The 22,313-nt window shown below is 73.6% G+C and carries 17 protein-coding genes; 7 read left to right on the top strand and 10 right to left on the bottom strand.

Annotation, left to right across the window (positions count from 1 at the left end; all coding sequences use genetic code 11):
- Positions 1 to 6: 6 nt before the first annotated feature.
- Complete coding sequence (locus tag ACFYML_RS24240; protein ID WP_387422813.1) at positions 7 to 939, bottom strand: ABC transporter ATP-binding protein; 933 nt, start codon at positions 937 to 939, stop codon at positions 7 to 9.
- A gap of 329 nt (positions 940 to 1,268) precedes the next feature.
- Here ACFYML_RS24240 and ACFYML_RS24245 point away from each other — a divergent pair, with 329 nt between their 5' ends.
- The 5 genes from ACFYML_RS24245 (at position 1,269) to ACFYML_RS24265 (ending at position 8,427) form a co-directional block, all read left to right on the top strand.
- Positions 1,269 to 3,527: a TRAP transporter permease gene (locus tag ACFYML_RS24245; protein ID WP_387422814.1), complete on the top strand. Its 2,259-nt coding sequence runs from the start codon at positions 1,269 to 1,271 to the stop codon at positions 3,525 to 3,527.
- Entirely contained in the window at positions 3,524 to 4,543 is a 1,020-nt protein-coding gene (locus ACFYML_RS24250) for a TAXI family TRAP transporter solute-binding subunit (protein ID WP_387422815.1), read from the top strand. Before ACFYML_RS24245 ends, ACFYML_RS24250 begins: the two co-directional genes overlap by 4 nt.
- 64 nt (positions 4,544 to 4,607) lie before the next feature.
- Positions 4,608 to 7,073: a nitrate- and nitrite sensing domain-containing protein gene (locus tag ACFYML_RS24255; RefSeq protein ID WP_387422816.1), complete on the top strand. Its 2,466-nt coding sequence runs from the start codon at positions 4,608 to 4,610 to the stop codon at positions 7,071 to 7,073.
- Entirely contained in the window at positions 7,070 to 7,462 is a 393-nt protein-coding gene (locus tag ACFYML_RS24260; protein WP_387272597.1) for a roadblock/LC7 domain-containing protein, read from the top strand. The genes ACFYML_RS24255 and ACFYML_RS24260 overlap by 4 nt, the downstream gene beginning before the upstream one ends.
- Positions 7,459 to 8,427, top strand: coding sequence for a TAXI family TRAP transporter solute-binding subunit (locus ACFYML_RS24265; protein WP_387422817.1), 969 nt, complete (start codon positions 7,459 to 7,461; stop codon positions 8,425 to 8,427). Before ACFYML_RS24260 ends, ACFYML_RS24265 begins: the two co-directional genes overlap by 4 nt.
- A gap of 3 nt (positions 8,428 to 8,430) precedes the next feature.
- Here ACFYML_RS24265 and ACFYML_RS24270 read toward each other — a convergent pair whose 3' ends face one another.
- From ACFYML_RS24270 to ACFYML_RS24290, 5 genes are all read right to left on the bottom strand, one after another.
- Positions 8,431 to 8,967: a hypothetical protein gene (locus ACFYML_RS24270; RefSeq protein ID WP_387422818.1), complete on the bottom strand. Its 537-nt coding sequence runs from the start codon at positions 8,965 to 8,967 to the stop codon at positions 8,431 to 8,433.
- Positions 8,968 to 10,857, bottom strand: a complete 1,890-nt coding sequence (gene dnaG, locus ACFYML_RS24275; RefSeq protein WP_387422819.1) for a DNA primase — start codon at positions 10,855 to 10,857, stop codon at positions 8,968 to 8,970. It abuts the gene before it with no gap.
- A gap of 135 nt (positions 10,858 to 10,992) precedes the next feature.
- Complete coding sequence (locus ACFYML_RS24280; protein WP_357434801.1) at positions 10,993 to 11,241, bottom strand: helix-turn-helix transcriptional regulator; 249 nt, start codon at positions 11,239 to 11,241, stop codon at positions 10,993 to 10,995.
- A 10-nt stretch (positions 11,242 to 11,251) separates the two neighbouring features.
- Positions 11,252 to 12,103, bottom strand: a complete 852-nt coding sequence (locus tag ACFYML_RS24285; protein WP_387422820.1) for an ABC transporter permease — start codon at positions 12,101 to 12,103, stop codon at positions 11,252 to 11,254.
- Complete coding sequence (locus tag ACFYML_RS24290) at positions 12,100 to 13,077, bottom strand: ABC transporter ATP-binding protein (protein WP_387422821.1); 978 nt, start codon at positions 13,075 to 13,077, stop codon at positions 12,100 to 12,102. Before ACFYML_RS24290 ends, ACFYML_RS24285 begins: the two co-directional genes overlap by 4 nt.
- A gap of 132 nt (positions 13,078 to 13,209) precedes the next feature.
- On the opposite strand from ACFYML_RS24290, the gene ACFYML_RS24295 reads away from it, so the two are divergent.
- On the top strand, positions 13,210 to 13,866 hold the full coding sequence (locus ACFYML_RS24295; protein ID WP_387422822.1) for a hypothetical protein: 657 nt from the start codon (positions 13,210 to 13,212) through the stop codon (positions 13,864 to 13,866).
- Between the two features lie 58 nt (positions 13,867 to 13,924).
- Here the strand turns inward: ACFYML_RS24295 and ACFYML_RS24300 are convergent, their stop codons facing one another.
- The 4 genes from ACFYML_RS24300 to ppdK form a co-directional block, all read right to left on the bottom strand.
- Complete coding sequence (locus ACFYML_RS24300; protein ID WP_387422823.1) at positions 13,925 to 14,764, bottom strand: siderophore-interacting protein; 840 nt, start codon at positions 14,762 to 14,764, stop codon at positions 13,925 to 13,927.
- A gap of 169 nt (positions 14,765 to 14,933) precedes the next feature.
- Positions 14,934 to 16,187 (bottom strand): deoxyguanosinetriphosphate triphosphohydrolase, encoded by a 1,254-nt coding sequence (locus tag ACFYML_RS24305; RefSeq protein ID WP_387422824.1) that lies wholly within the window; start codon positions 16,185 to 16,187, stop codon positions 14,934 to 14,936.
- Positions 16,171 to 16,524 carry a VOC family protein gene (locus ACFYML_RS24310; protein WP_387422825.1) on the bottom strand — a complete coding sequence of 118 codons (354 nt, stop codon included), beginning with the start codon at positions 16,522 to 16,524 and terminating at the stop codon, positions 16,171 to 16,173. Before ACFYML_RS24310 ends, ACFYML_RS24305 begins: the two co-directional genes overlap by 17 nt.
- A 130-nt stretch (positions 16,525 to 16,654) precedes the next feature.
- Complete coding sequence (ppdK, locus tag ACFYML_RS24315) at positions 16,655 to 19,363, bottom strand: pyruvate, phosphate dikinase (protein WP_387422826.1); 2,709 nt, start codon at positions 19,361 to 19,363, stop codon at positions 16,655 to 16,657.
- A gap of 373 nt (positions 19,364 to 19,736) precedes the next feature.
- On the opposite strand from ppdK, the gene ACFYML_RS24320 reads away from it, so the two are divergent.
- A complete protein-coding gene (locus ACFYML_RS24320; RefSeq protein WP_387422833.1) occupies positions 19,737 to 21,557 on the top strand; it encodes a family 20 glycosylhydrolase in 1,821 nt (606 codons plus the stop codon).
- Positions 21,558 to 22,313: the final 756 nt, after the last annotated feature.

Genomic DNA, 22,313 nt, shown 5'->3' on the forward strand with positions numbered 1-22,313 from the left:
CGCACCTCAGTCGACGAGGGTGCGGCCGGTGAGGTGGAGGAAGACGTCCTCCAGGCTGCTGCGCCGGACCAGGACGCTGGCCGGCACGAGGCCGCGGGCGCTCACCTCGGCCGCCGCCGCGTCGCCGTCGGCCACGTAGAGCAGGATCCGGTCGGGCAGCACCTCGACCCGCTCGCCCAGCCCGCTCAGCTTGCCGGCGAACATCTCCTGCGACTCGGCGGCGAAGCGCAGCTCGACCACCTCGCGGGTGGAGTGCCGCTCGATGAGGGTGCGGGGCGACCCCTCGGCCACGATGCGGCCGCCGTCCATCACCACCAGCCGGTCGCAGAGCTGCTCCGCCTCGTCCATGTAGTGCGTGGTGAGGACCAGCGTGACGCCCTGCTGCTTGAGCCGGAACAGCCGCTCCCAGACCAGGTGCCGGGCCTGCGGGTCGAGGCCGGTGGTGGGCTCGTCGAGCAGCACGATCTCCGGGTTGTTGACCAGCGCGCGGGCGATGGTCAACCGGCGCTTCATGCCGCCGGACAGCGGCTCCACCTTGCTCTCGGCCCGCTCGGTGAGCTGGACGAAGTCGAGCAGCTCGGCGGCGCGCTCGCGGGCGACCCGGCGCGGGATGCCGAAGTAGCGGGCGTAGGTGGTCAGGTTTTCCCGGACGGTGAGCTCCGGGTCGAGGCTGTCGAGCTGCGGGCAGACGCCCAGCCGGGCCCGGATCGCGGGACCGTCGCGGACCGGGTCCATGCCGAGGATGCTCAGCTCCCCGCCGGAGGGCGGAGAGATACAGCCGATCATGCGCATGGTCGAGGACTTGCCCGCCCCGTTCGGCCCGAGGAAGCCGAACGCCTCGCCCGGGTGCACCGCCACGTCGATGCCGTCGACGGCGGTGAAGTCGCCGAACCGCTTCACCAGCCCCCGGGCCTGGATGAGTGGTTGAGCACTGGTCACCGGCCGACCCTAGCGGCCGGGTCCGACAGACTCGACCGGTTAACCACCGCCACGGATGCCGGACACTGGGCGTAGCGTCAATCACTCGGAGTGACGCCGCGGTGGGCAGCACCGCCAACCCCTTCACCTGGACATCACCTGCCATTGCGGACAGATCGCACCGATCATCGGACAAAACCAGCCCCCGGCAATGTCGACCGCCTACACATTCGTGAAAATCGCTCCGAAACAAGTGTGCAGCGAGTAATTGCGACCCATTCTCGTTACTTGGCGCAATCACGTCCGGCAATGGTTCCATAATGTGAACTATTCGCGTATCGTGCCCCCTCGTGTCGCCCGTTCGCCCGTCCGACGGCTCCGCGCCGACGCCCCTGCCCACCGGCCCGCAGGACACCGCGTCCAAGCTGGACAAGGTCCCGGTCGCGCTCCCGCCCGACGACGGGGCGGTCGGCGAGCCTCGGCAGGCCGACGACCCACCGCTCGCCGCACCCCCCGACACCCGGGAACTCGCCGCCCAGTTCGAGGACGAAAAGCCGGGACGGGTCCTGTCCGGACCGGTCGGGCTGCTGTTCACCGGAGTCACGGTCGCCGTCGCACTGCTCGCCCTCTGGCAGGTGTTCTTTCCGCTCCCTCAGGGCAGCAAGTACTACCTGATCATTTTCCTGACCGGCATCCTGCCGATGGTCTTCCTGGCGTACCCGTCAGGGATGCGGCGGCGGCGGCCCGCGACGGCGCCGACGGCGGGCGACCCGGTGGCGGACGGCGCGACCGCACCGGCCGCCGACGGCGCGCGGCGCGGCGGGCCCACCCTCGTCGACTGGCTGCTGGCCCTGGCCGCGCTGCTGAGCTGCCTCTACCCGGTGCTGCCGGTGACGCTCGGCGCGGGCGGCGGCGGGTACGACGCGTTCCTCGACCGGCAGGGCCTGCTCGTGCCGCTGGACGTGGCGATGGGCACCGTGCTGATGCTCCTGCTGCTGGAGGCGTGCCGGCGGACCACCGGCTTGATCCTCCCCGCCGTCTGCGTGCTCTTCCTGGCCTACGGCTACTACGGCGGGCTGCTGCCGCAGTCCTGGGCGGTGGCCCACGCCGGGCTCGACTTCGGGCAGCTCATCGACGCGTTCTACAACTCCGACAGCGGCTTCTACGGCACCCCGCTGGACGTGGCCGCCTCGTACATCGTGCTCTTCACCATCTACGGGGCGGTGCTCGACCTCTCCGGCGCCGGCCGGTTCTTCGTGGAGCTGTCCGCCGCCGCGTTCCGCCGCTCCCGTACCGCCGCCGGCCGGACCGCCGTCGCCTCCGGCTTCCTGCTCGGCACCGTGTCCGGCTCCGGAGCGGCCACCACGGTCAGCATCGGCGCGGTCACCTGGCCGATCCTGCGTCGCGCCGGCTACCCCGCCGAGCGGGCCGGGGGCATGCTGGCCGCCGCCGGAGTCGGCGCGATCCTGTCCCCGCCGACGTTGGGTGCGGCGGCCTTCATCATCGCCGAATACCTGGGCGTGTCCTACCTGCAGGTGCTCGGCTGGGCGACCGTGCCGACGATCCTCTACTACCTGGGCATCCTGCTCTCCGTCGAGATCGACGCCCGGCGCTCCGGCGTCCGCGCGGTGGTCATCGACAGCGGCTCCGCCTGGCGTCTGCTGGCCCGCTTCGGCTACCACTTCCTCTCGCTCATCGTGATCATCGTGGTGCTCGCGATGGGCGCCTCGGCGACCCGCGCCGTGGTGATCGCCACCGTGCTGGCCGCCGCGCTGTCCTTCCTGGACCGACGCCACCGGCTCACCCCGGCCCGCCTGGTCGAGGCGCTGCGCGGCGGCGTACGCGGGGTGCTCGCGGTGAGCGCGGTCTGCGCCGCGGCCGGCATCATCACCGCCACCACCACCAAGACCGGCCTCGGCCCGCAGGCCGCCGCACTGCTGGTGAGCGGGGCGCAGGCGGTCAGCTCCGAGCCGGCCGTGGTGCTGGCGCTCACCGCGCTGCTCGCCGCCGTCGCGCTCAGCCTGCTCGGCCTGGCCGTGCCGGTCACCGCGTCGTTCGTGATCGGCTGGGTGATCATCGGCCCGGCGCTGCTCAACCTCGGCGTCGCCGCCCCCGCCGCGGCGATGTTCGTCTTCTACTTCGCGGTGCTGTCCGAGGTCTCCCCGCCGACCGCGCTCGCCGCGGTGGCCGCCGCCGCGGTGACCGGCGGCCGGCTGGTCCCGACCATGTGGCAGACCCTCCGGTACGCGCTGCCGGCGTACCTGATCCCGATCGCCTTCGTCATCACGCCCACCGGTCTCGGGCTGCTCGGCATCGGCGGGGCGGAACGGATCCTGGTGGCCGGCGTGGTCTCCGCGCTCGGCGTCACCGTGCTGGCGGTGGCGGCCGGCGGCTGGCTGCCCGGCGTCGGCCCGGCCGGCGTGCCCGAGCGGATCGTCGGCGCGGTCGCCGGGCTGGTGCTGCTCTGGCTCGAACCCGTGCCCGTCACGGTCGGCGCCGTGCTGGCCGCGCTGGCCGTGGCGGGTGTGCTCGTCCGACGTGGATCCGCCGGCCGCGCCGGCGCCCCGTCGGTGCCGAAACAGCTGGTTCCTGGGGAGGAGAGAGAATGACACGGATCAACTCGCGGGTTGCCGCGGGCGTCGGAGTGCTGGCCCTCGTCGCGGCCGGTGCCGCCGGGTGCGGGGGCCGGCAGGACGGGGCGGCGACGGACGACGCCGCCAGCGAGGTCACCTGCAAGGTCACCAAGGACACCCGGGTCGGCATCGCCACCGGCAACGCCACCGGGGTCTACTACGTCGTCGGCAACGCGCTGGCCGGCCAGCTCTCGGCCACCACCGACGGCAAGCTCACCGGGACCGCCGCCGAGACCGGCGCCTCGGTGCAGAACGTCGAGCAGCTCGTCGCCGGCCAGTACGACGTCGCCTTCTCGCTCTTCGACACCGCGGTCAACGCGGTGCAGGGCAAGGGCAGCTTCAGCGCCCCGCAGCCGGTGAAGGCGCTGGCCCGGATCTACGACAACTACACCCAGGTGGTCGTGCGGGCCGACGCGGGGATCACCTCGGTCACCGACATGAAGGGCAAGAAGATCTCCACCGGCTCGCCCAAGTCCGGCACCGAGGTCATCGCCAACCGGCTGCTCACCGCCGCCGGCCTCGACCCGGCCAAGGACATCCAGGCGCAGCGGCTCGACCTGACCAAGACCGTCGACGGCATGAAGGACGGCAGCATCGACGGCTTCTTCTGGTCCGGCGGCCTGCCCACCGGCGGCCTCACCGACCTCTTCACCACCTCCGGCGACAAGGTGAAGTTCCTCGACCTCAGCCCGCTGCTGCCCAAGATGGCCGAGCTGAACCCGGCGTACCAGGCCGGGACCATCGGCAAGGACGTCTACCGGACCGCCGCGGACACCCCGACCATCCTGGTGCCGAACGTGCTGCTGGTCCGGGACAACCTCGACGCCAACGTGGCCTGCGCGATCACCAGGACCGTCTTCGAGAAGAAGGACGCCCTCGCCCAGGCCAACCCGGCCGCCAAGGCGATCGGCCTGGAGAACGCCCGCAAGACCGAACCGGTGCCGCTGCACCGGGGCGCGGACAAGGCGCTCAAGGACCTGGGCGCGAGCTGACCCGACGACGCCGGGCCCGGACGCCACGTCCGGGTCCGGCGTCCTACCCCGACCGGGAGACCCCGTGCCGCTCCCCCTCCCCGGCCGCGTACGCCGGCACCACCGCCCGCCGGGCCACACCCACCGGCTCTGGTCGGTGCGCACCCAACTGCTCGCGCCCATCCTGGTGGCGACGGTCGGCCTGGTGGTGCTCGGCGCCGTCCAGACCGACGCCGCGCTGGCCGCCTCCGCCGACGCCGACCGGGCCCGCGTCCTCGCTGGTACGGCCACCGCGACCGTCCGGCTGGTGCACGAGCTGGAACGCGAGCTGGGCGAGACGGCGGCGCTGCGCCAGCGCGGCGGCACGGCCGGCCGGCCGCTGGTCGACGCCCAACGGCGGCGGGTGGACGCCGCCGTCGACCACTACCGGTCCGCCAGCGGCGAGGCCCGCCGGGCCGCCCCCGACCTGGCTCCGGTGCTCAACGACGCGGACGGCCAGCTCGGCCAGCTCGACCCCACCCGCCGGCTCGCGCTGGGCGGTGACAGCGGCGACCCGGCGTACGTGACGCTGGTGGATTCGCTGCTCGCCGTCGCCGACGCCCTGCCGGCCCAGCTGCGCGACGCCCAGCTGGCCAACGGCGCCCGGGAGGTGGCCACGATGGCCACCCAGGAGCACCTGGCCGCCCTGGAACGCGACCTGCTGCGCGGCGTCTTCGTCCGGGGCGCCCTGGCCAGGGGCGAGCTGGTCCGGCTCGGCCGGTTGCGCGGCGCCCGGGAGCAGCGCCAGGCCGAGTTCCTCCGGATCGCCACCGGCCCGGCACGCGCCGCCTGGTACCGCCTGGCCGGCGGCGACATCGAGACGGCCCGCCGGATGCGGGACGAGGTGCTGGACACCGACGGCGGGCCGGAGGCGCTGAAGACCGACGGCGACGCCTGGTACGTGGCGCAGAGCGGCACGATCCGCCGCTACAACCTGCTCGGCCGGGAACTCTCCGAGGGTCTGGACCGGGACGCCGCCGCGCTGGCCCGGACCGCCCGGCAGCGCGCCCTGCTCACCGCCGGAGGGACCACCGCCGTCGCGCTCGCCTCGCTGCTCACCGCCGTGCTGCTGGCGGTACGCACCAGCCGCCGGCTGCGCCGGCTGCGGGTCGCCGCGCTCACCATGGCGAACCGGGAACTGCCGGAACGGATCACCGCGATCGCCGCGGGCGACGGCTGCCCGGGCGACGGCACGGCGACCCGGCTGACCGCCGGCATCCGCCGGGGCCGGGACGAGGTGGCCCAGGTGGCCGAGGCGTTCGACACGGTGAACAAGGCCGCCCTGCGGCTCGCCGGCGAGCAGGCCGAACTGCGGCTGGACGTGACCCGGATGGCCGAGGCGCTGGCCCGCCGGATCCGTACGCTGATCACCCGCCAGCTGCGGCTGCTCGACGAGTTCGAACGCGAGGAGACCGACCCGGACGCGCTGGCCCGGTTCTTCGCGCTGGACCACCTCGCCGCCCGCCTGCGCCGCAACGGGGAGAACCTGCTGGTCCTCGCCGGCGGCGAGCCGGGCCGCGGGCACGAGGGGGCGCTGCTCCTCGACGACGCGGTCCGGGCGGCGGCCTCCGAGATCGAGGACTACCCCCGGGTGGAGGTGGACGTGCCGACCGCGGCGGTGCACGGCGCGGCGGTCGGCAACCTTGTGCACCTGCTCGCCGAGCTGCTGGAGAACGCCACCGTCTACTCCCCGCCGGACGCGCCCGTGCTGGTGGACGGGCGGCGCACCGTCGACGGGGTCACGCTGCGGGTGCACGACCAGGGCATCGGCATCGGCGAGAGCCGGCTGGCCGAGATCAACGTACGGCTCGCCGCACCGGCCACGCTCTCCAGCGCCGCGGCCGGCAGCATGGGCCTGCACGTGGTGGCCCACCTGGCCGCCCGGCACGGGATCCGGGTGCAGCTGCACCACACCGACACCGGCACGGTCGCCCAGGTGGAGGTGCCCGAGTCCGCGTTGACCCGGGTCGAGTCGGCGACCCGGCGGGCCGACCGCCGGCCGACCGCCGGCCGCGACGCCCCCTGGTTCCGGTCCGGGCCCGCGCCGGGCCGCCCCGCGACCGATGCGGCGACGCCCGAACTGGACACCGCCCCGCTCGACCCGGCCGCCCTGCACCGCGCCCCCACCGTCGCCGTGCCGGTGGTCGGGGCTCGCCCGCCAGCGCCGGCCAGCGACGCCGGCCCGGTGCCGGGGACCGCGACCGGCCTCGCGCGCGGCGTCGCCGCCGTACCACCGCCCGGCACCACGGAGCTGGCGCCCGAAGCCGCCCAGGTCCGAGCATCCGGCACCCCGTCGGCGTCGCCACCGACCACCGGGGCCGCGCTGCCGCGCCGGATTCCCCGGGGCGATCAGCTGCCCGCACCCCTGCCCGTCACCAGCCCGCCGCCCCGACCCGCCGACGACCTGCTCGACCCGGAGGTGGTGCGGGCCCGCCTGTCCGCGCTCGCCGAGGGCGTGGCCAGCGCGACGCGGCGTACCCCGAACACCACACCCACCGGGAGAAACCCATGACCTCATCCGTCACCGCCGGACTCGACTGGCTGCTGGCGAACTTCGCCGAACGGGTGCCGGACGTGTCGCACGCCCTCGCGGTGTCCCAGGACGGGCTGCGGCTGGCCGCCTCCCCCGACCTCTCCGTCGAGCAGGTGGACCAGCTCTCCGCCGTGATCAGCGGGCTGGCGAGCCTGGGCGTGGGCGCCGCCCGGCTGATGTCCGCCGGCCGGGTACGCCAGCAGATCCTCGACATGGACGGCGGGGTGCTGCTGGTGATGGCGGTCGGCGAGCGGGCGTTGCTCGGCGTGCTCGCCGCGCCCGGCTGCGACCTGGGCCAGGTCGGCTACGAGACGGCGATGCTGGTCCAGCGGGTGGCGGAGGCGCTGGAACCGGCGGCCCGCCCGTGACCGGCCGCCCGCTTCGGCTGGCGGCCGCCCTGCTGCTGGCCGCTCTGGTCGCCGGCTGCGGTACGGCCGACCCCGGGCCGCGGGCGTGGCACGGCGGGCGGATCTTCCTCGCCACCGGCAACACCACCGGCGTCTACTACCAGCTCGGCGGCGGCTACGCGGACCTGATCAGCCGGCACCTGCCCGGCTACGAGGCACGGGCGGAACCCACCGGTGCCTCGGTGGAGAACATCAACCGGCTCGCCGGCGGCGACATGGAGATCGCCTTCAGCCTGGTCGACACGGCGGCGGACGCCGTCAAGGGGCGGGGCGTGTTCGACGGCCAACCGCAGCCGGTACGGGCGCTGGCCCGGGTCTACAGCAACTACACCCACGTGATCGTCCGGACCGGCGGGAAGATCGACCGCTTCGCCCAACTGCGCGGCAAGCGGGTCTCCACCGGCTCGCCGAAGTCCGGCACCGACATCATCGCCGGGCGGCTGCTGGCCGCCGCCGGGATCGACCCGGACCGGGACATCCGGCGGGCCAACCTGTCGCTGCCGGAGACGGTGAAGCGGATGCGGGCGGGCACCCTGGACGCGATGTTCTTCTCCGGTGGCCTGCCCACCCCGGGCATCAAGGACCTGCTCGCCGGCGCGCCGGGGACGTTCCAACTGCTCCCGCTCACCGACCTGGTCCAGCCGCTCGCCGCCCGGTACGGCTCGGTCTACACCACGGCGATCCTGCCGAAGGAGGCCTACGGCACCCCGGCGGCCACCCCGACCATCACCGTGTCGAACGTGATCCTGGTCGCCGCGGACATGCCGGACCAGCTCGCGTACGACCTGACCCGGGTGCTCTTCGCGCACCAGGACGAGCTGATCAGGGTGCACCCCGAGGCGGCCAACTTCACCCGGGAGAGCGCGGCGGGCACCGACCCGATCCCGCTGCATCCGGGCGCGGCCCGCTACTACCGCACCGGCTGAGGCTCAGACGTCGGCGGGGGCGGTGGCCGACCGGGCGGCGGCGACCAGCCGGTCGGTCTCGGCGGCCACCGCCTCGTCGTCGGCGGGCGTGCCCGGGTCGTAGCGGACCGTCCAGGTCAGCCCGTCCACCCCGGGCACCCGGCGGGCGGCGATCCGGCCGGCGCCGCCGGGCACCGGGTGGTGACTGGTGTACGCCACCGAGCGGGTGACCCGGGCCCGCACCTGGTGCGGCAGGTCGCCCGGGTCGAGCAGCAGGTAGGTCTCGGCGGGGCAGTCCGCCACCACCAGGTAGCCGTCCCGCTCGGCGACCCGCTCGGCCAGGGTGACGGTGAGCTCACGCCCCGACCAGACCGCCTTGAGGATGTCGTGCCAGCCGATCCGGTGCCCCCGACCGGGCAGCCAGAGGCCGAGGTTGCTGGCGACCAGCACGCCGTCGCCCTCGCCGTTGCCGGCGGCGGCCCAGGCGAGCACCCGCTCCTCGGCGGCCAGCGGCGGGCGGGCGGCGGGCGGCAGCTTCGGCTTGCGGTTGAACAGTCCCATTCACAGCCCTCCGGCGGCCTGCTCGCGTAGCGCCCGCGCGTGCTGCTCCAGCGAGAGCAGTTCACCGAAGAGCGCGAAGTACTCGTCCTTGTTGCTCACCGGGTTGATCCGCTGGATCTTCGACTTGAGGTCCTTGATCCGGCCGGTCACCGAGCCCCACTGGAGCTGGGCCAGGGTCACCGTGACATAGCGCGGGTCGGGCTCGCCGTCGATGCGCAACGGCTCGACGGCCAGCTCGCCGACGAGCGCCTGGCCCGCCAGGTCGTCGCAGGCGTCCCGGACCTGCTCGATCCAGACCGCGCCGCCGGTGGCCGCCGCCGCCCCGCCGGCCGCGGCGATGGCCGCCCGCACCGCCACGTGCACCGGGTGCCGGTATTCGCCCGCCTCCACCGCGTCGAACATCGGGCCGGCCAGCACCGGCTCCTGGAGGGCGAGCTTCAGCGCCTCCCGTTCGACCATCGACTGCGGGCTGTCCACCGTCGGCGCGGCCGGGCCGGAGCGGGCCGGAGCGGCCGCCTCGCCGGCCGGCCCGGACGCGGCGGTCAGCACCGCGCGTTGCACCGGCTCGATCTCCATGCCGAGGTCGCCGGCGAGCTTGCGGACATACTCGGGGCGCTTCTCCCGGTCCTTGATCTTGGCCACCAGCGGGGCGGCCCGACGCATCGCCTCCACCCGGCCGTCGACGGTGTCCAGGTCGTACCGGTTGATCACGTGGCGGAGCGCGAAGTCGACCAGCGGCTCGCGGCGGGCGACCAGGTCGCGGACCGCCAGATCACCCTTGGCCAGGCGCAGCTCGCACGGATCCATGTTGTCGGGGCTGACCGCGATGAAGGTCCGGCCGACGAAACGCTGGTCGTCCTCGAAGGCGCGCAGCGCGGCCTTCTGGCCGGCGGCGTCCCCGTCGAAGGTGAAGATGATCTCGCCGGCCACCGCGTCGGTGTCCAGCAACAGCCGGCGCAGCACGCCGATGTGGTCGGCGCCGAACGCCGTGCCGCAGGTCGCCACGGCGGTGCTCACCCCGGCCAGGTGGCAGGCCATCACGTCGGTGTAGCCCTCGACCACGACCACCTTGCCCTGCTTGGCGATCTCCCGCTTGGCCTGGTCGATGCCGTAGAGGACGTGCGACTTCTTATAGATCGGCGTCTCGGGGGTGTTGAGGTATTTCGGGCCGTCGTCGTCGTCGAACAGCTTGCGGGCGCCGAAGCCGATCACGTCGCCGGTGAGGTCGCGGATCGGCCAGAGCAGCCGGCGGCGGAACCGGTCGATCAGGCTGCCCGAGCGGGCCGGGCGGGACAGCCCGGCGGTGACCAGCTCGTCGTGGGTGAAGCCCTGCTGCCGCAAGTGCTTGGTGAGCAGGTCCCAGGCGTCGGGGGCGAAGCCGCAGCCGTAGCGCTCGGCGGCGGCCCGGTCGAAGCCGCGCCGGGCCAGAAACTCCCGGGCCGGGCGGGCGCCGGCGGTGCTGAGCTGGGCGCGGTAGAAGTCGACGGCGGCGGCGTGCGCGGCGACCAGCCGCTGCCGCTGCCCCTGCTGCGACCGGTTACGCGGGGCCGCCCGGTCGTCCTCCACGTAGCGGAGCTGGATGCCGGCGCGGTCGGCCAGCCGCTCGACGGACTCCACGAAGCTCAGGTGCTCGGCGTCCATCAGGAACTTGATGGCGTCGCCACCGGCCCCGCAGCCGAAGCAGTACCAGACGTTGCGGGCGGGCGAGACGTTGAACGACGGGCTCTTCTCGTCGTGGAACGGGCACAGCCCCTTGAGGTTGCCGCCGCCGGCCGACTTGAGGGTCACCGTGTCGGAGATGACCTCGGCGATCGAGGTGCGCTCGCGGACCAGCGCGATGTCCTCGTCCCGGATCCGCCCCGCCATCTCCGCCACCCCCTCGGCGTACATCCTGCCCTGCGGGACCGACGATCCGGCGGCCGGGGGACACCCGGTGTGGCGAATGCCGCGCGGGCTCGGCGGTTACGTCCCGCGGGCCGGCCCGGCGTCGTCGGCGATCTCGCCGGTCCGGCCAGAGCGGGCGGGTCAGGCCGACCGGCCCGCCCCCGCGCCCTGCCCGATCCGCGGGAACGGCTCGATGGAGAAGACCACTTCGACCGGCACCTCGAAGTACGCGGCGATCCGCAGCGCCAGGTGCAGGCTGGGCCGGAACTCGCCCCGTTCCAGGTAGCCCACGGTCTGGTAGTGCACGCCCAGCGCGTCGGCGAGCTGCCGCCGGGAGATGCCCCGCTCGGCGCGCAGCACCGCGATGCGGTTGTGCACGGTCTCACTCATCGACGCCCTCTCACCCCACCCGCTGCATGGCCTTCTCCCGGCGCGCCGCGACCCGGGAACCGGACTCGCGGCGGGCCGTCCGGCGCAGCACGACCGGGGCCAGGGTCAGCCCGAGCACGGTCCAGAGGCCCAGGACGCCGAACGTCTCCAGGTGCCGCCAGGACCCGCCCAGCTCGACGGCGGCCAGCTCCGGCGGCAGCAGCGCCGAGCGCATCCCCAACCCTAGCCAGTAGATCGGGAAGGCCTGGGCGACGGCCTGGAGCCAGCCCGGGTAGCCGTTGATCGGGTAGAAGATGCCGGAGAGCGCGATGAGGCCGAAGATCGGCAGCACCACCAGGCCCATGTTGCGAGGGTTCTCGATCAACGAGCCGATCACCGCGCCCAGCGGTAGCGTTGCCACCAGCCCGAGCGGCACCACCCAGGCCACCGTGAGCCAGGCGCCGCCATCGGTGAGCCGGATCCCGTCCAGGAAGAACAGCGCCGGAGTGAGCTGGAGGGCGAACCCGATCATCGCCACCGCCGAGAGCATGACGATCTTGCCGATCAGGTAGCCGAGCATGCCGTTCGGCGTCGCCTTGGCCCGCAGCAGCGTGCCGTCCTCCCGGTCGACGATGAGCTGCTGGGACAGCCCGAGCAGCCCGCCGAACGCGAGCCCCATGCCGAGCGCGCTGGGCAGCGTACGCGCGCCCAGGGAGAAGGAGGTGCCGGGCACGGAGGCCCCGCGCATGAAGAACATGGTGACCAGCAGGATGACGGTCGGGAAGAAGTAGTTCCACAGGTCCTGCGCGTTGGTGAAGGTGTTGCGCAGCTCGATCGCGCCGCGCTGGACGCCGGACCGGACGGCCGCCGTGGTCGGGTTCATCGCGTATTCCCCTGCCGCCACACCGAGGCCGCCGCCGTGCCGGCCCGGACCCCGGATTCCTCTTCGTAGACCAGTGCCATGTACGCGTCCTCCAGGCTGGCCCGGCGGATCTCCAGCTCCTGCACGCCGTCGCCGTGCTCGTTCAGCAGGTCGCGGACGAAGCCGGTGGCGTCGGCCGCGACGTGCACGAAGCGCTCGCCGTCCCGGGTCCACCGGATCTCCGCGTCCCCGGCAACCCGGCGGGCCAGCTCGTCGGGCGAACCGTCGGCGATGATCCGGCCGCCGGCCAGGATGAGAATCCGGTCGGCGAGCTTCTCCGCCTCGTCCAGGTCGTGCGTGGTGAGCAGGATGGTGGTCTCGTCCAGGTCGGCGAGGCGGTGCACCAGCTCGTGGAACTCGCGCCGGGCGGCCGGATCGAAGCCGACCGTCGGCTCGTCCAGGAAGAGCAACTCCGGGCGGCCGACGATGCCGACCGCCACGTCCAACCGGCGGCGCTGGCCGCCGGAGAGCTGGTGCACCCGCTTGCCCACGTGCGGCGTGAGCCCGACGGCGTCCAGCAGCTCATCGACCGGCCAGGGCCGGCTGATCCGGTCCGAGGCGTACGGCGCGTAGAAGGTGCCCAGGTGGGCCAGCAGGTCCCGGACCCGCCACTTGCCGTGGTCCCGCCAGGACTGGAGCACCACCCCCATCCGGGCGCGCCAGCGCTCGTCGCCCCGGCCGGGGTCGACGCCGAGGACGCGGACCTCCCCGGCCGAGCGCATCCGGAAGCCCTCGAGGATCTCGATCGTGGTGGTCTTGCCGGCACCGTTGGGCCCGAGCAGGGCGAGCACCTCGCCGCGCCGGGCGGTGAAGTCGACCCCGTGCAGCACGTCGACGGTGCCGTACCGCATGCGCAGGTCGCGGACGTCGAGGACCAGTTCCTCGTCGGGCGGGTGGGGAGTCGGAGCGACTCCCGGCAGTTCGACCGCAGTCATACCGCGAAATGTAGCATCCCTGCTACATGTCGAGGCACACCCGCTCCCCCGTCGGAAGCACGACAGGCCAGCCCCACCACTCTCGCCGATCTTGGCTACGGTGATACCCGCGATCGGGGAGGGGACCGCCGGATGGCCGACGACACGGAGCTGACCATCGCGCTCGCCGAGTACGAGCACCTGCGCGAGCTGAGCCGCACGGTGCACGACCAGTCCAGCGCCCGGTTCACCTTCTTCCTGGCGGTGGCGTCGGGAGCAACCGCCGTATCGGCCGGGCTGATCACCACCGGCCGGCCCGACGGCCAGATCCGCCCGGCGGTGCTGGCCGGGCTCGGCCTGCTGGTCCTGCTGCTCGGGGTCTTCGTCTTCGCCCGCCAGGTCGAGCTGAACGACCGGGGCCGCCGGTACGCGGTCGCGGCCACCGTGCTCCGCACCTACCTGGCCCGCCGCGCGCCCGGCCTGACCCCGTTCATCATCATGCCGACGTTGGACGACGCGGGTCCGTTCGCGCCCGAGCCGTTCCACCGGCACTGGTTCCGCGACCTGGTCAGCCAGGCCGGCATGATCGCGCTGGTGAACAGCGTGCTGGTCGCCCTGGCCGCCACCATGGCGGTGCTGCTGCTCGGCGGGCCGGTCTGGCTGGCGACAATGGTCGCGGTGGTGGTCGCCACCGCCTCGGTCGCCGGGCATCTGCGCGCAATCCGCCGCCGCGTCGCCCGCTCCGCCGCCCAGGTGGGCACCGTCCTCACCACCCGCTCGCTCGCCGAGCCCTCGCGGGTGGCTGGTTGATCACGAGGGTTGGCCGCTGCAAACCCGATCGGCGGCCCCGGCACGCCGAGAGGCGGACTCAGGCGGGCAGGGCGACGCTGGCTTCGTCGGCTTCCACCTGCGCGTTCCAGGTGGCCTTGGTGGAGCGCCAGCCCTCGTCGTCCATGCCGCGCCGCCAGTAGCCGGAGATGGACAACGCCTCCCGGGGCACCCCGCGCTCGACGCGCAGCAGCCGGCGCAACTCCTTGACGGCGGTGGCCTCGCCGTGGACGAAGGCGTGCACCCGGCCGGGCGGGAAGTCCAGCGCCCGGACCGCCTCGACCAGCGCCTCGCCCACCGGGCGGCCGGCGCGGTGCAGCCAGCACAGCTCGACCGCACCCAGGCTGGTCAACGGAAGCTCGTCGGCCGGGCCGCCGACCTCGAGGTAGACCTTCGCGGGCGCGCCGGCCGGCAGCCGCTCCAGGGCGGCGGCGATCGCCGGCAGCGCGCTCTCGTCCCCCACCAGCAGGTGCCAGTCGGCCGTCGGGTCCGGGGCGTACGCCCCGCCGGGGCCGGTGAACAGCACCCGGTCGCCGGGGCGCAGGCCGGCCGCCCACGGCCCGGCCAGCCCCTGGTCGCCGTGGTACACCACGTCGACGGTGAGTTCGCCGGCCGCCGCGTCCCAGGCGCGCACCGTGTACGCCCGCAGCCGCGGCCACTGCGCGGCCGGGAACTCCCGCTTGATGGTGGCCAGGTCCGTCGGGTGCGGATAGGCCACCCCGGCCGGCGGGAAGACGAACTTGACGTAGTGATCGGTGTACGCGCCCACCGGCAGGCCGGCCAGTTCCTCCCCGCCCAGCACCAGCCGGATCAGGTGCGGGGTGGGCCGCTCGGTCCGTACGACCGTGGCGGCGGTGACCTTCTTCGGGCGCTGCGTCATGCCACTTAGGCTAGCCTAAGTCGCCAGCCTCGCCGCCTCCGCCCGTGTCCCTCCGCAGGCCAGGGCCTGGCGAGATCCGGACAAAATCGGGGATGGTGCGCCTTGCCGACACGGAGAGGCAGCAACTTCCGGCATGTTGCCCGAACCCTTCCGCGTGGGGCGGGGCGGGTCAGCTGCGGACCAGGCGGACGTGCCAGGCCAGGGCGGCCGGGTCGGTGAGCGAGGCCACCTGGTCGATCACCACGCGCAGCCGCGCGAGGTCGTCGGGCGCCTCCCGCCACAGCGGCGCGAAGACCGGGTCGAGCGCGTCCGGCGCCCGGTCGACCAGGACGGCGACCAGTTCGGCGAGGATCTCCCGCTGCTGGGCGTACCGGGTGCCGGCGCCGGGGCGGCGCATCACGTAGCGCAGCGCGATGCCCTTGAGCAGCGCGCACTGCACCCGGATCCGACGCGGCACCACCAGATCGGCCGCGTACCGGCGGTGCGGGCCGGGGCCGTGCCGCTCCTGGGTGGCGGCCACCACGGTGGCGACGAAGCGGCCGGTGAGCACGCTGGTGGTCGCCTTCAGCGCCGCCAGGGCCCGGTGGCTGCCGTCGTACGCGGCGAGCGGGGCGAGCGCCGGCTCGGCGAGCAGTTCGACCAGGACCTCGTGCAGGTCCTCGGGGGCCTCCCCGGAGTACGTCGCGGCCACGTCGGCGCAGAGTGCCCGCCGCTCCTCGGGGTCGGCCAGCAGCGGCCGCAGGCTGACGTATCCGCCGTGGATGCCGTCCTCGACGTCGTGGACCGAGTACGCCACGTCGTCGGCCCAATCCATCACCTGCGCCTCCAGGCAGCGCCGGCCGCCGGGCGGGGCCCCGGCGCGCAGCCAGTCGAAGACCGGGCGGTCGTCGGGGTACACGCCGAACTTGCGCTCACCGGGCCGGCGCTCCCAGGGGTACTTGCTGACCGCGTCGAGGGAGGCCCGGGTCAGGTTGAGCCCGGCGGAACGGCCGTCCGGCCCGAGCACCTTGGCCTCCAGCCGGGTGAGCACCCGCAGCGTCTGCGCGTTGCCCTCGAAGCCGCCGCAACCGGCGGCGAGGACGTCCAGGGCGTCCTCGCCGTTGTGCCCGAAGGGCGGATGCCCCAGGTCGTGGGCCAGCCCGGCGGTGTCCACCACGTCCGGGTCGCAGCCGAGCCGGGCACCCATCTCCCGGGCGATCTGCGCCACCTCCAGCGAGTGGGTCAGCCGGGTACGCAGGAAGTCGTCGGTGCCCGCGGTGTGCACCTGGGTCTTCGCGGCGAGCCGGCGGAACGCCGCCGAGTGCAGCACCCGCGCCCGGTCCCGCTCATACGGTGACCGCCCGTACCCGGTGTCCTTGGGCGGCTCGACGACGAAGCGCCCTCCGTCCTCAGCGCCGGGACCCGGCTCACTCCTCGCGCTCACGGAGCACGCAGAACTCGTTGCCCTCCGGGTCGGCCAGCACGGTCCACCCGACGTCGCCCTGGCCGATGTCCACGTGCCGGGCCCCCATGTCGACCAGCCGCTCGACCTCCGCCTCCTGGTTCGCCGGGCGCAGGTCGAGGTGCAGCCGGTTCTTGCTCTCCTTCGCCTGGCTGACCGGGACGAAGACGATGCCGGGGAGCTGGTCCGGCGCCCGGCGGATCTCCACCTCGTCCGGCTTCTCGCTCACCACCTGGTAGCCGAGCGCCTCGGCCCACCAGTGGGCGAGCCGCGACGGGTCCTGGGCGTCCACGGTCAGGTTCTCCCAGACGCTGGTCATGCGGCCAACCCTTCTGCTGATCGACACGAGCGAGCCCAGGTTACGCCCGGAGCCGCCGGACGGCGCGCCGGGCGAGGCGGGGAACCCGTCGGGGGCCGCCAGCCGGCGCGCCGGCGGCCCCCGACCGCGCTCAGCGGGAGTCGGAGCCCTGGGTTTCCACCGCGGCTCGGCCGGCCTCCAGGCGGGCCACCGGGACGCGGAAGGGGGAGCAGGAGACGTAGTCGAGCCCGACCTCGTGGAAGAAGTGCACCGACTCGGGGTCGCCGCCGTGCTCACCGCAGACGCCGAGCTTCAGCCCGGGTCGGGCGGCCCGGCCCTCCTCGGCGGCGATCCGGACCAGCCGGCCGACGCCGTCCCGGTCGATCGACTCGAACGGCGAGATGCCGAAGATGCCCAGCTCCAGGTAGCGCCAGAAGAAGGCGCCCTCCACGTCGTCCCGGGAGAAGCCCCAGCCCATCTGGGTCAGGTCGTTGGTGCCGAACGAGAAGAACTGCGCCGCCTCGGCGATCTGCCCGGCGGTCAGCGCCGCCCGGGGCACCTCGATCATCGTGCCGATCAGCACCTCGACGCCGCTGTCGCCGACCACCTCGGCGATGATCTTCTCGGCCTCGGCGCGTACCGTCTCCAGCTCCTGCACGGCGCCGACCAGCGGGACCATGATCTCCGGGCAGGCCGACCCGCCGGCCCGGACGACAGTCACAGCGGCCTCGGCGATCGCACGGACCTGCATGGCGAACAGGCCGGGGATGACCAGACCCAGGCGTACGCCGCGCAGGCCCAGCATCGGGTTCTCCTCGTGCATCCGCCGGACGGCGGCGAGCAGCGCCTCCTCCTTGGCCACGTCCTCGCCGCGCTCCTGGGCGACCGCGACGTTGACCGCGAGCTGCTCCAGCGGGGGCAGGAACTCGTGCAGCGGCGGGTCGATCAGCCGCACGGTGACCGGCAGGCCGTCCATCTCGCGGAAGATCTCGACGAAGTCCTCCCGCTGCAGCGGCAGCAGCGCGCCCAGCGCCGCCTCCCGCTCCGCCTCGCCGGACGCCAGGATCAGCCGCTCCACCAGCTCCCGCCGGTCGCCGAGGAACATGTGCTCGGTGCGGCACAGGCCGATGCCCTGGGCGCCGAACCGCCGGGCCCGGGCCGCGTCCGCACCGGTGTCGGCGTTCGCCCGGACCGCGAGCCGCCGCTTGGCGTCGGCGTGGGTCATGATCCGGTGTACGGCCCGGACCAGCGGGTCGTCGGTCCGCTCCGCGTCGAGGGTGCCCTCGAAGTACTGCACCACCTCGGAGGGCATGACCGGCACCTCGCCGAGGTAGACCTTGCCGGTGGTGCCGTCGATGGAGACGACATCGCCCTCGCTGACGGTCTGCCCGGCGACCCTGAACCGCTTCGCCGGGACGTCGACCTCGATTTCGTCCGCGCCGGACACGCAGGTCTTGCCCATGCCCCGGGCCACCACGGCCGCGTGGCTGGTCTTACCGCCCCGCGAGGTGAGGATGCCCTTGGCGGCGATCATCCCGTTCAGGTCGTCGGGGTTGGTCTCCCGGCGGACCAGGATCACCGCCTCACCCTCGGCGGCCAACTCGACCGCCCGGGCGGAGGTGAAGACCGCCTTGCCGACCGCCGCGCCGGGTGAGGCCCCGATGCCCTTGGCCACCGGCTCGTACTCGTGGTCGAGCTGGAACCGGGGGAACATCAGCTGGGCGAGCTGCGCGCCGTTGACCCGGTGCAGCGCCTCGTCCAGGTCGATCAGACCCTCGTCGACGAGCTGGCCGGCGATGACGAAGGCCGCCGCCGCGGTGCGCTTGCCGACCCGGGTCTGGAGCATCCAGAGCTTGCCGCGCTCGATGGTGAACTCGATGTCGCAGAGGTCCGTGTAGTGCTCCTCCAACCGGGCCATGTAGTCGAGCAGCTCGTCGTAGGACTTCTTGTCGATCCGCTCCAGCTCTTCCAGCGGCACGGTGTTGCGGATGCCGGCGACCACGTCCTCGCCCTGCGCGTTGGCCAGGTAGTCGCCGTAGATGCCCTGGGCGCCGCTGCCCGGGTCGCGGGTGAAGGCGACGCCGGTGCCCGAGTCGGCGCCGAGGTTGCCGAAGACCATGGCCACCACGTTGACCGCGGTGCCCAGGTCGGCCGGGATGCGCTCCTGCCGCCGGTAGACCACCGCGCGCTCGGCGTTCCACGACTCGAAAACCGCACGGATGGCCAGGTCGAGCTGCTCCCGGGGCTCCTGCGGGAACTCCCGGCCGGTGTGCTTGGCGAAGATCTTCTTGAACGTGTCGACCAGGCCGCGCAGGTCGTCCGCGTTTAGGTCGAGGTCGTTGTCCGTACCCTTGGCGCGCTTGGCGTCGTCGATGGCGTGCTCGAACTCCTCGCCCGGCACCTCGCAGACGGTCTTGCCGAACATCTGGATCAGGCGGCGGTAGGAGTCCCAGGCGAACCGGTCGTTGCCGCCGGCCCGGGTGGCGAGTCCGATGACACTGCGGTCGTTGAGGCCGACGTTCAGGACGGTCTCCATCATGCCGGGCATGGAGAACTTGGCCCCGGAGCGGACCGAGACCAGCAGCGGGTCGTCCGGGTCGCCGAGCCGGCGGCCCATCTCCCGCTCCAGTGCCTCCAGGTGCGCCTCGATCTGGCCGGCCAGCCCATCCGGCTCCCGGCCGGTCGCCAGGTACGCCTTGCAGGCCTCGGTGGTGATGGTGAAGCCGGGCGGCACCGGCAGCCCGAGATTGGTCATCTCGGCCAGGTTGGCCCCTTTGCCGCCGAGCAGGTCCTTGAGGTCCTTGTTGCCCTCGGCGAAGTCGTAGACGTACTTGTGATCGACCGTCTCTTGCGCTGCCACCAGAGCCTCCCACGCGCGCCGGAATTGACACTTAACGAAGGTTCAGTTCGGACATACCCCGAGACCGTCCACCGGTAATCCCGGTGTGGTCAGCGGCCGGTGGGCGAAGGTTAAGCGAACATCGAGGGGGCTGGGACCGTTCGGTGACTATTGGCACAACCGTCACCACTATCCGCGTCCGTACCGGTTTTTGGGAACGCTTCCATGTGCAGGATCACGCAATTCCCCGGTCCCCTCGTACGCTTGACGGCACTGGTTTCACTGAACCTCACCTTTGCCATATCCAGCGCAAATACACCCGGGAGCCGTCACCGTGCCGACCACCCCCGCCGCCCCGTCCGAGACCGGTCCCGAGCCGCTCGACGCGGTCGGCCTGTCCGCCCGCCAGCCGGCCGCCGCCGAGCTGGCCCGGAGCGCCGCCCGCGCGGCCGGCGGGCTGCTCACCCCGCCCGCGCCGGTCCGGCTGGCCGACGTGGTGCCCGCCCCCGAGCTGGTCACGCCGGACCCGGCGGCCGACTTCGTGCTCGCCGAGGACGCGGTGATCCGCGTCGACGCCGACCCGGCTGCCCGGGACATTGCCGAGCAGCTCGCCGGGCTACTCCGCCCGGCGACCGGCTACCCGCTCCCGGTCGCCGACTCCGCCGCCCGGGCCGACGGTTCGCTCGCGCTCACCCTGACCAGCGTGGCGACGTCCACCGACGCGGCGGGCGTGGTCGGCGCAGGGGGCTCCGTCGGCGCAGCGGGCCCCGTCGGCGCAGCGGGCTCCGGCGGCGCAGCGGGCCCCGTCGGCGCAGCGGGCCCCGTCGGCGCAGCGGGCCCCGTCGGCGCGGCGGCATCGGCGCCGGCTGGCGCGAGCGCCGCCGGGACGGGCCGCGCGACCGCCGAGGCGCTGGGCGACGAGGGCTACCGGCTCGACGTGACGGCCACCGAGGTCCGGATCACCGCCGGCAGCGCCGCCGGCCTGTTCCACGGCGTGCAGACGCTCCGGCAGCTCCTCCCGGCGGCGGTGGAGAGCGCCACGCCGGTCGCCGAGCGCTGGGTGGTGCCCGGCGGCACCATCGTCGACCGGCCGCGGTTCGCGTACCGAGGGGCGATGCTCGACGTGGCCCGACACTTCTTCCCCGTCGACGACGTGCTGCGGGTGGTCGACCACCTGGCCCGCTACAAGCTCAACCACCTGCACCTGCACCTCACCGACGACCAGGGGTGGCGGATCGCGGTCGACTCCTGGCCGAAGCTCACCGAGGTCGGCGGCACCACCGAGGTGGGTGGCGGGCCCGGCGGCTGGTACACCAAGGACGACTACCGGCGGATCGTCGCGTACGCGGCCCGCCGCCACGTCACCGTGGTGCCGGAGATCGACCTGCCCGGGCACACCAACGCGGCGCTGGTCGCATACCCCGAACTGGCGCCGGGCAAGACACCGCCGCCGCCGTACACCGGCACCGAGGTCGGCTTCAGCTACGTCGACCCCGCCGACGAGCGGACGTACGCCTTCGTCGCGGACGTGGTCGGCGAGGTGGCCGCGCTCACCCCCGGGCCGTGGCTGCACCTCGGCGGGGACGAGGCGTTCAAGGTGCCGGCCGACACCTACCGCGGCTTCATCGAGCGGGCGCAGGAACTGGTGGCGGCGACCGGGAAGACCGTGATCGGTTGGCACCAGCTCGCCCCGACCGGGCACGCCGAGGGGCGGGTGCTCCAATGGTGGGGCACCAACGGCGACGATCCTGAGACCGCCGACGCGGTACGCCGTGGCGCCCGCGTGATCCTCTCCCCCGGCAACCGCGTCTACCTGGACATGAAGTACGCCCCGGACACCCCCATCGGGCACGACTGGGCCGGGCTGATCGACGTGCGGCGGGCGTACGACTGGGACCCGGGGACGCACCTGACCGGTGTGCCGGCCGAGGCCATGCTCGGAGTCGAGGCGCCGCTCTGGACGGAGACGGTCACCACGCTGGCCGAGGTGGAGTTCATGCTCTTCCCGCGCCTGCCCGCCATCGCCGAGCTGGGCTGGTCCCCCCGGTCGACGCACGACTGGGCCGCCTTCCGGGACCGGCTGGCCGGCCACGGCCCGCGCTGGACCACCGCCGGGATCGCCTTCCATCCCGCCCCGGAGATCCCCTGGCCGGCGACGCCCACCCACCCGATCCCGACCCAACGCTCCCGGGACGAGGCGCCCCACACCACCTGACCCGCCCACACCCACCCACGCCATGGCGCGCCGCGCCGCGCCGCGTCCAAGATCCGCACAGCATCGGGGAAGTTGCTGCCTTCCGGCGCCGGAAGGCAGCAACTTCCCCGATATTGCGAGGGCGATGTCTCGGCGTCCGTTAAGTGGCGGAGCGGCATCATGTCGGCGAGGTGCCGGTGTCGGCCAGGGCGCCCATGTCGGCGAGGTGGCGGTGTCGGCCCGGGGAGGGGCCGCCCAGGTCGGCGAGGTGGCGGGACGGTCGACGGGGTTTACCGCCTCATCGGCGAGGTGGCGGCTCAACGGCGGTGCGAGCACTCGGCGGTCCTCGAAGCGCGCATTGGGTGTGGTGTCCGGTTCGGCGAGGGTGGGGTGTACCCGGCTGTCCGGTTCGTGGGCGGGTGTCTCGGTGGCCCAGGCCCGGCGGCGGAATGTTGGCCGGGCCGGAGGCGTTGAACATGGCTGACCGCGCCGGATCTGCGACCCGATGGTGGCCCCGGCCGCGGCGGAATGATCGGCCCCCGGCCGTCGTTACATCCCCGGGCCGCACAGCAGATCCCCCGGATCCGCCAGCCGGTCCCCGGGAATGATCCCCCGCCCCCGGTCGTTACATCCCCGGGCCGTCCAGCAGGCCGCGAGGCCTCGGGCAAGTCCCGGGAAGCCGGGTGGAATGATCCCCAGCCCCCGGTCGTTACACCCCCCGGCCGCCCGAGCAGCACCCCAGGGCCGGCCCCCGAGAGCCCGGGTGGAATGATCCCC

Source organism: Micromonospora sp. NPDC007230 (assembly GCF_042869115.1).
In the GTDB taxonomy this organism is placed as follows: Bacteria; Actinomycetota; Actinomycetes; order Mycobacteriales; family Micromonosporaceae; genus Micromonospora.

Coding starts and splice junctions, on each gene's coding strand:
- ACFYML_RS24250 (WP_387422815.1), top strand. CDS start 3,524: ATGACACGGATCAACTCGCGGGTTGCCGCGGGCGTCGGAGTGCTGGCC.
- ACFYML_RS24260 (WP_387272597.1), top strand. CDS start 7,070: ATGACCTCATCCGTCACCGCCGGACTCGACTGGCTGCTGGCGAACTTC.
- ACFYML_RS24270 (WP_387422818.1), bottom strand. CDS start 8,967: ATGGGACTGTTCAACCGCAAGCCGAAGCTGCCGCCCGCCGCCCGCCCG.
- dnaG (WP_387422819.1), bottom strand. CDS start 10,857: ATGTACGCCGAGGGGGTGGCGGAGATGGCGGGGCGGATCCGGGACGAG.
- ACFYML_RS24280 (WP_357434801.1), bottom strand. CDS start 11,241: ATGAGTGAGACCGTGCACAACCGCATCGCGGTGCTGCGCGCCGAGCGG.
- ACFYML_RS24285 (WP_387422820.1), bottom strand. CDS start 12,103: ATGAACCCGACCACGGCGGCCGTCCGGTCCGGCGTCCAGCGCGGCGCG.
- ACFYML_RS24290 (WP_387422821.1), bottom strand. CDS start 13,077: ATGACTGCGGTCGAACTGCCGGGAGTCGCTCCGACTCCCCACCCGCCC.
- ACFYML_RS24295 (WP_387422822.1), top strand. CDS start 13,210: ATGGCCGACGACACGGAGCTGACCATCGCGCTCGCCGAGTACGAGCAC.
- ACFYML_RS24300 (WP_387422823.1), bottom strand. CDS start 14,764: ATGACGCAGCGCCCGAAGAAGGTCACCGCCGCCACGGTCGTACGGACC.
- ACFYML_RS24310 (WP_387422825.1), bottom strand. CDS start 16,524: ATGACCAGCGTCTGGGAGAACCTGACCGTGGACGCCCAGGACCCGTCG.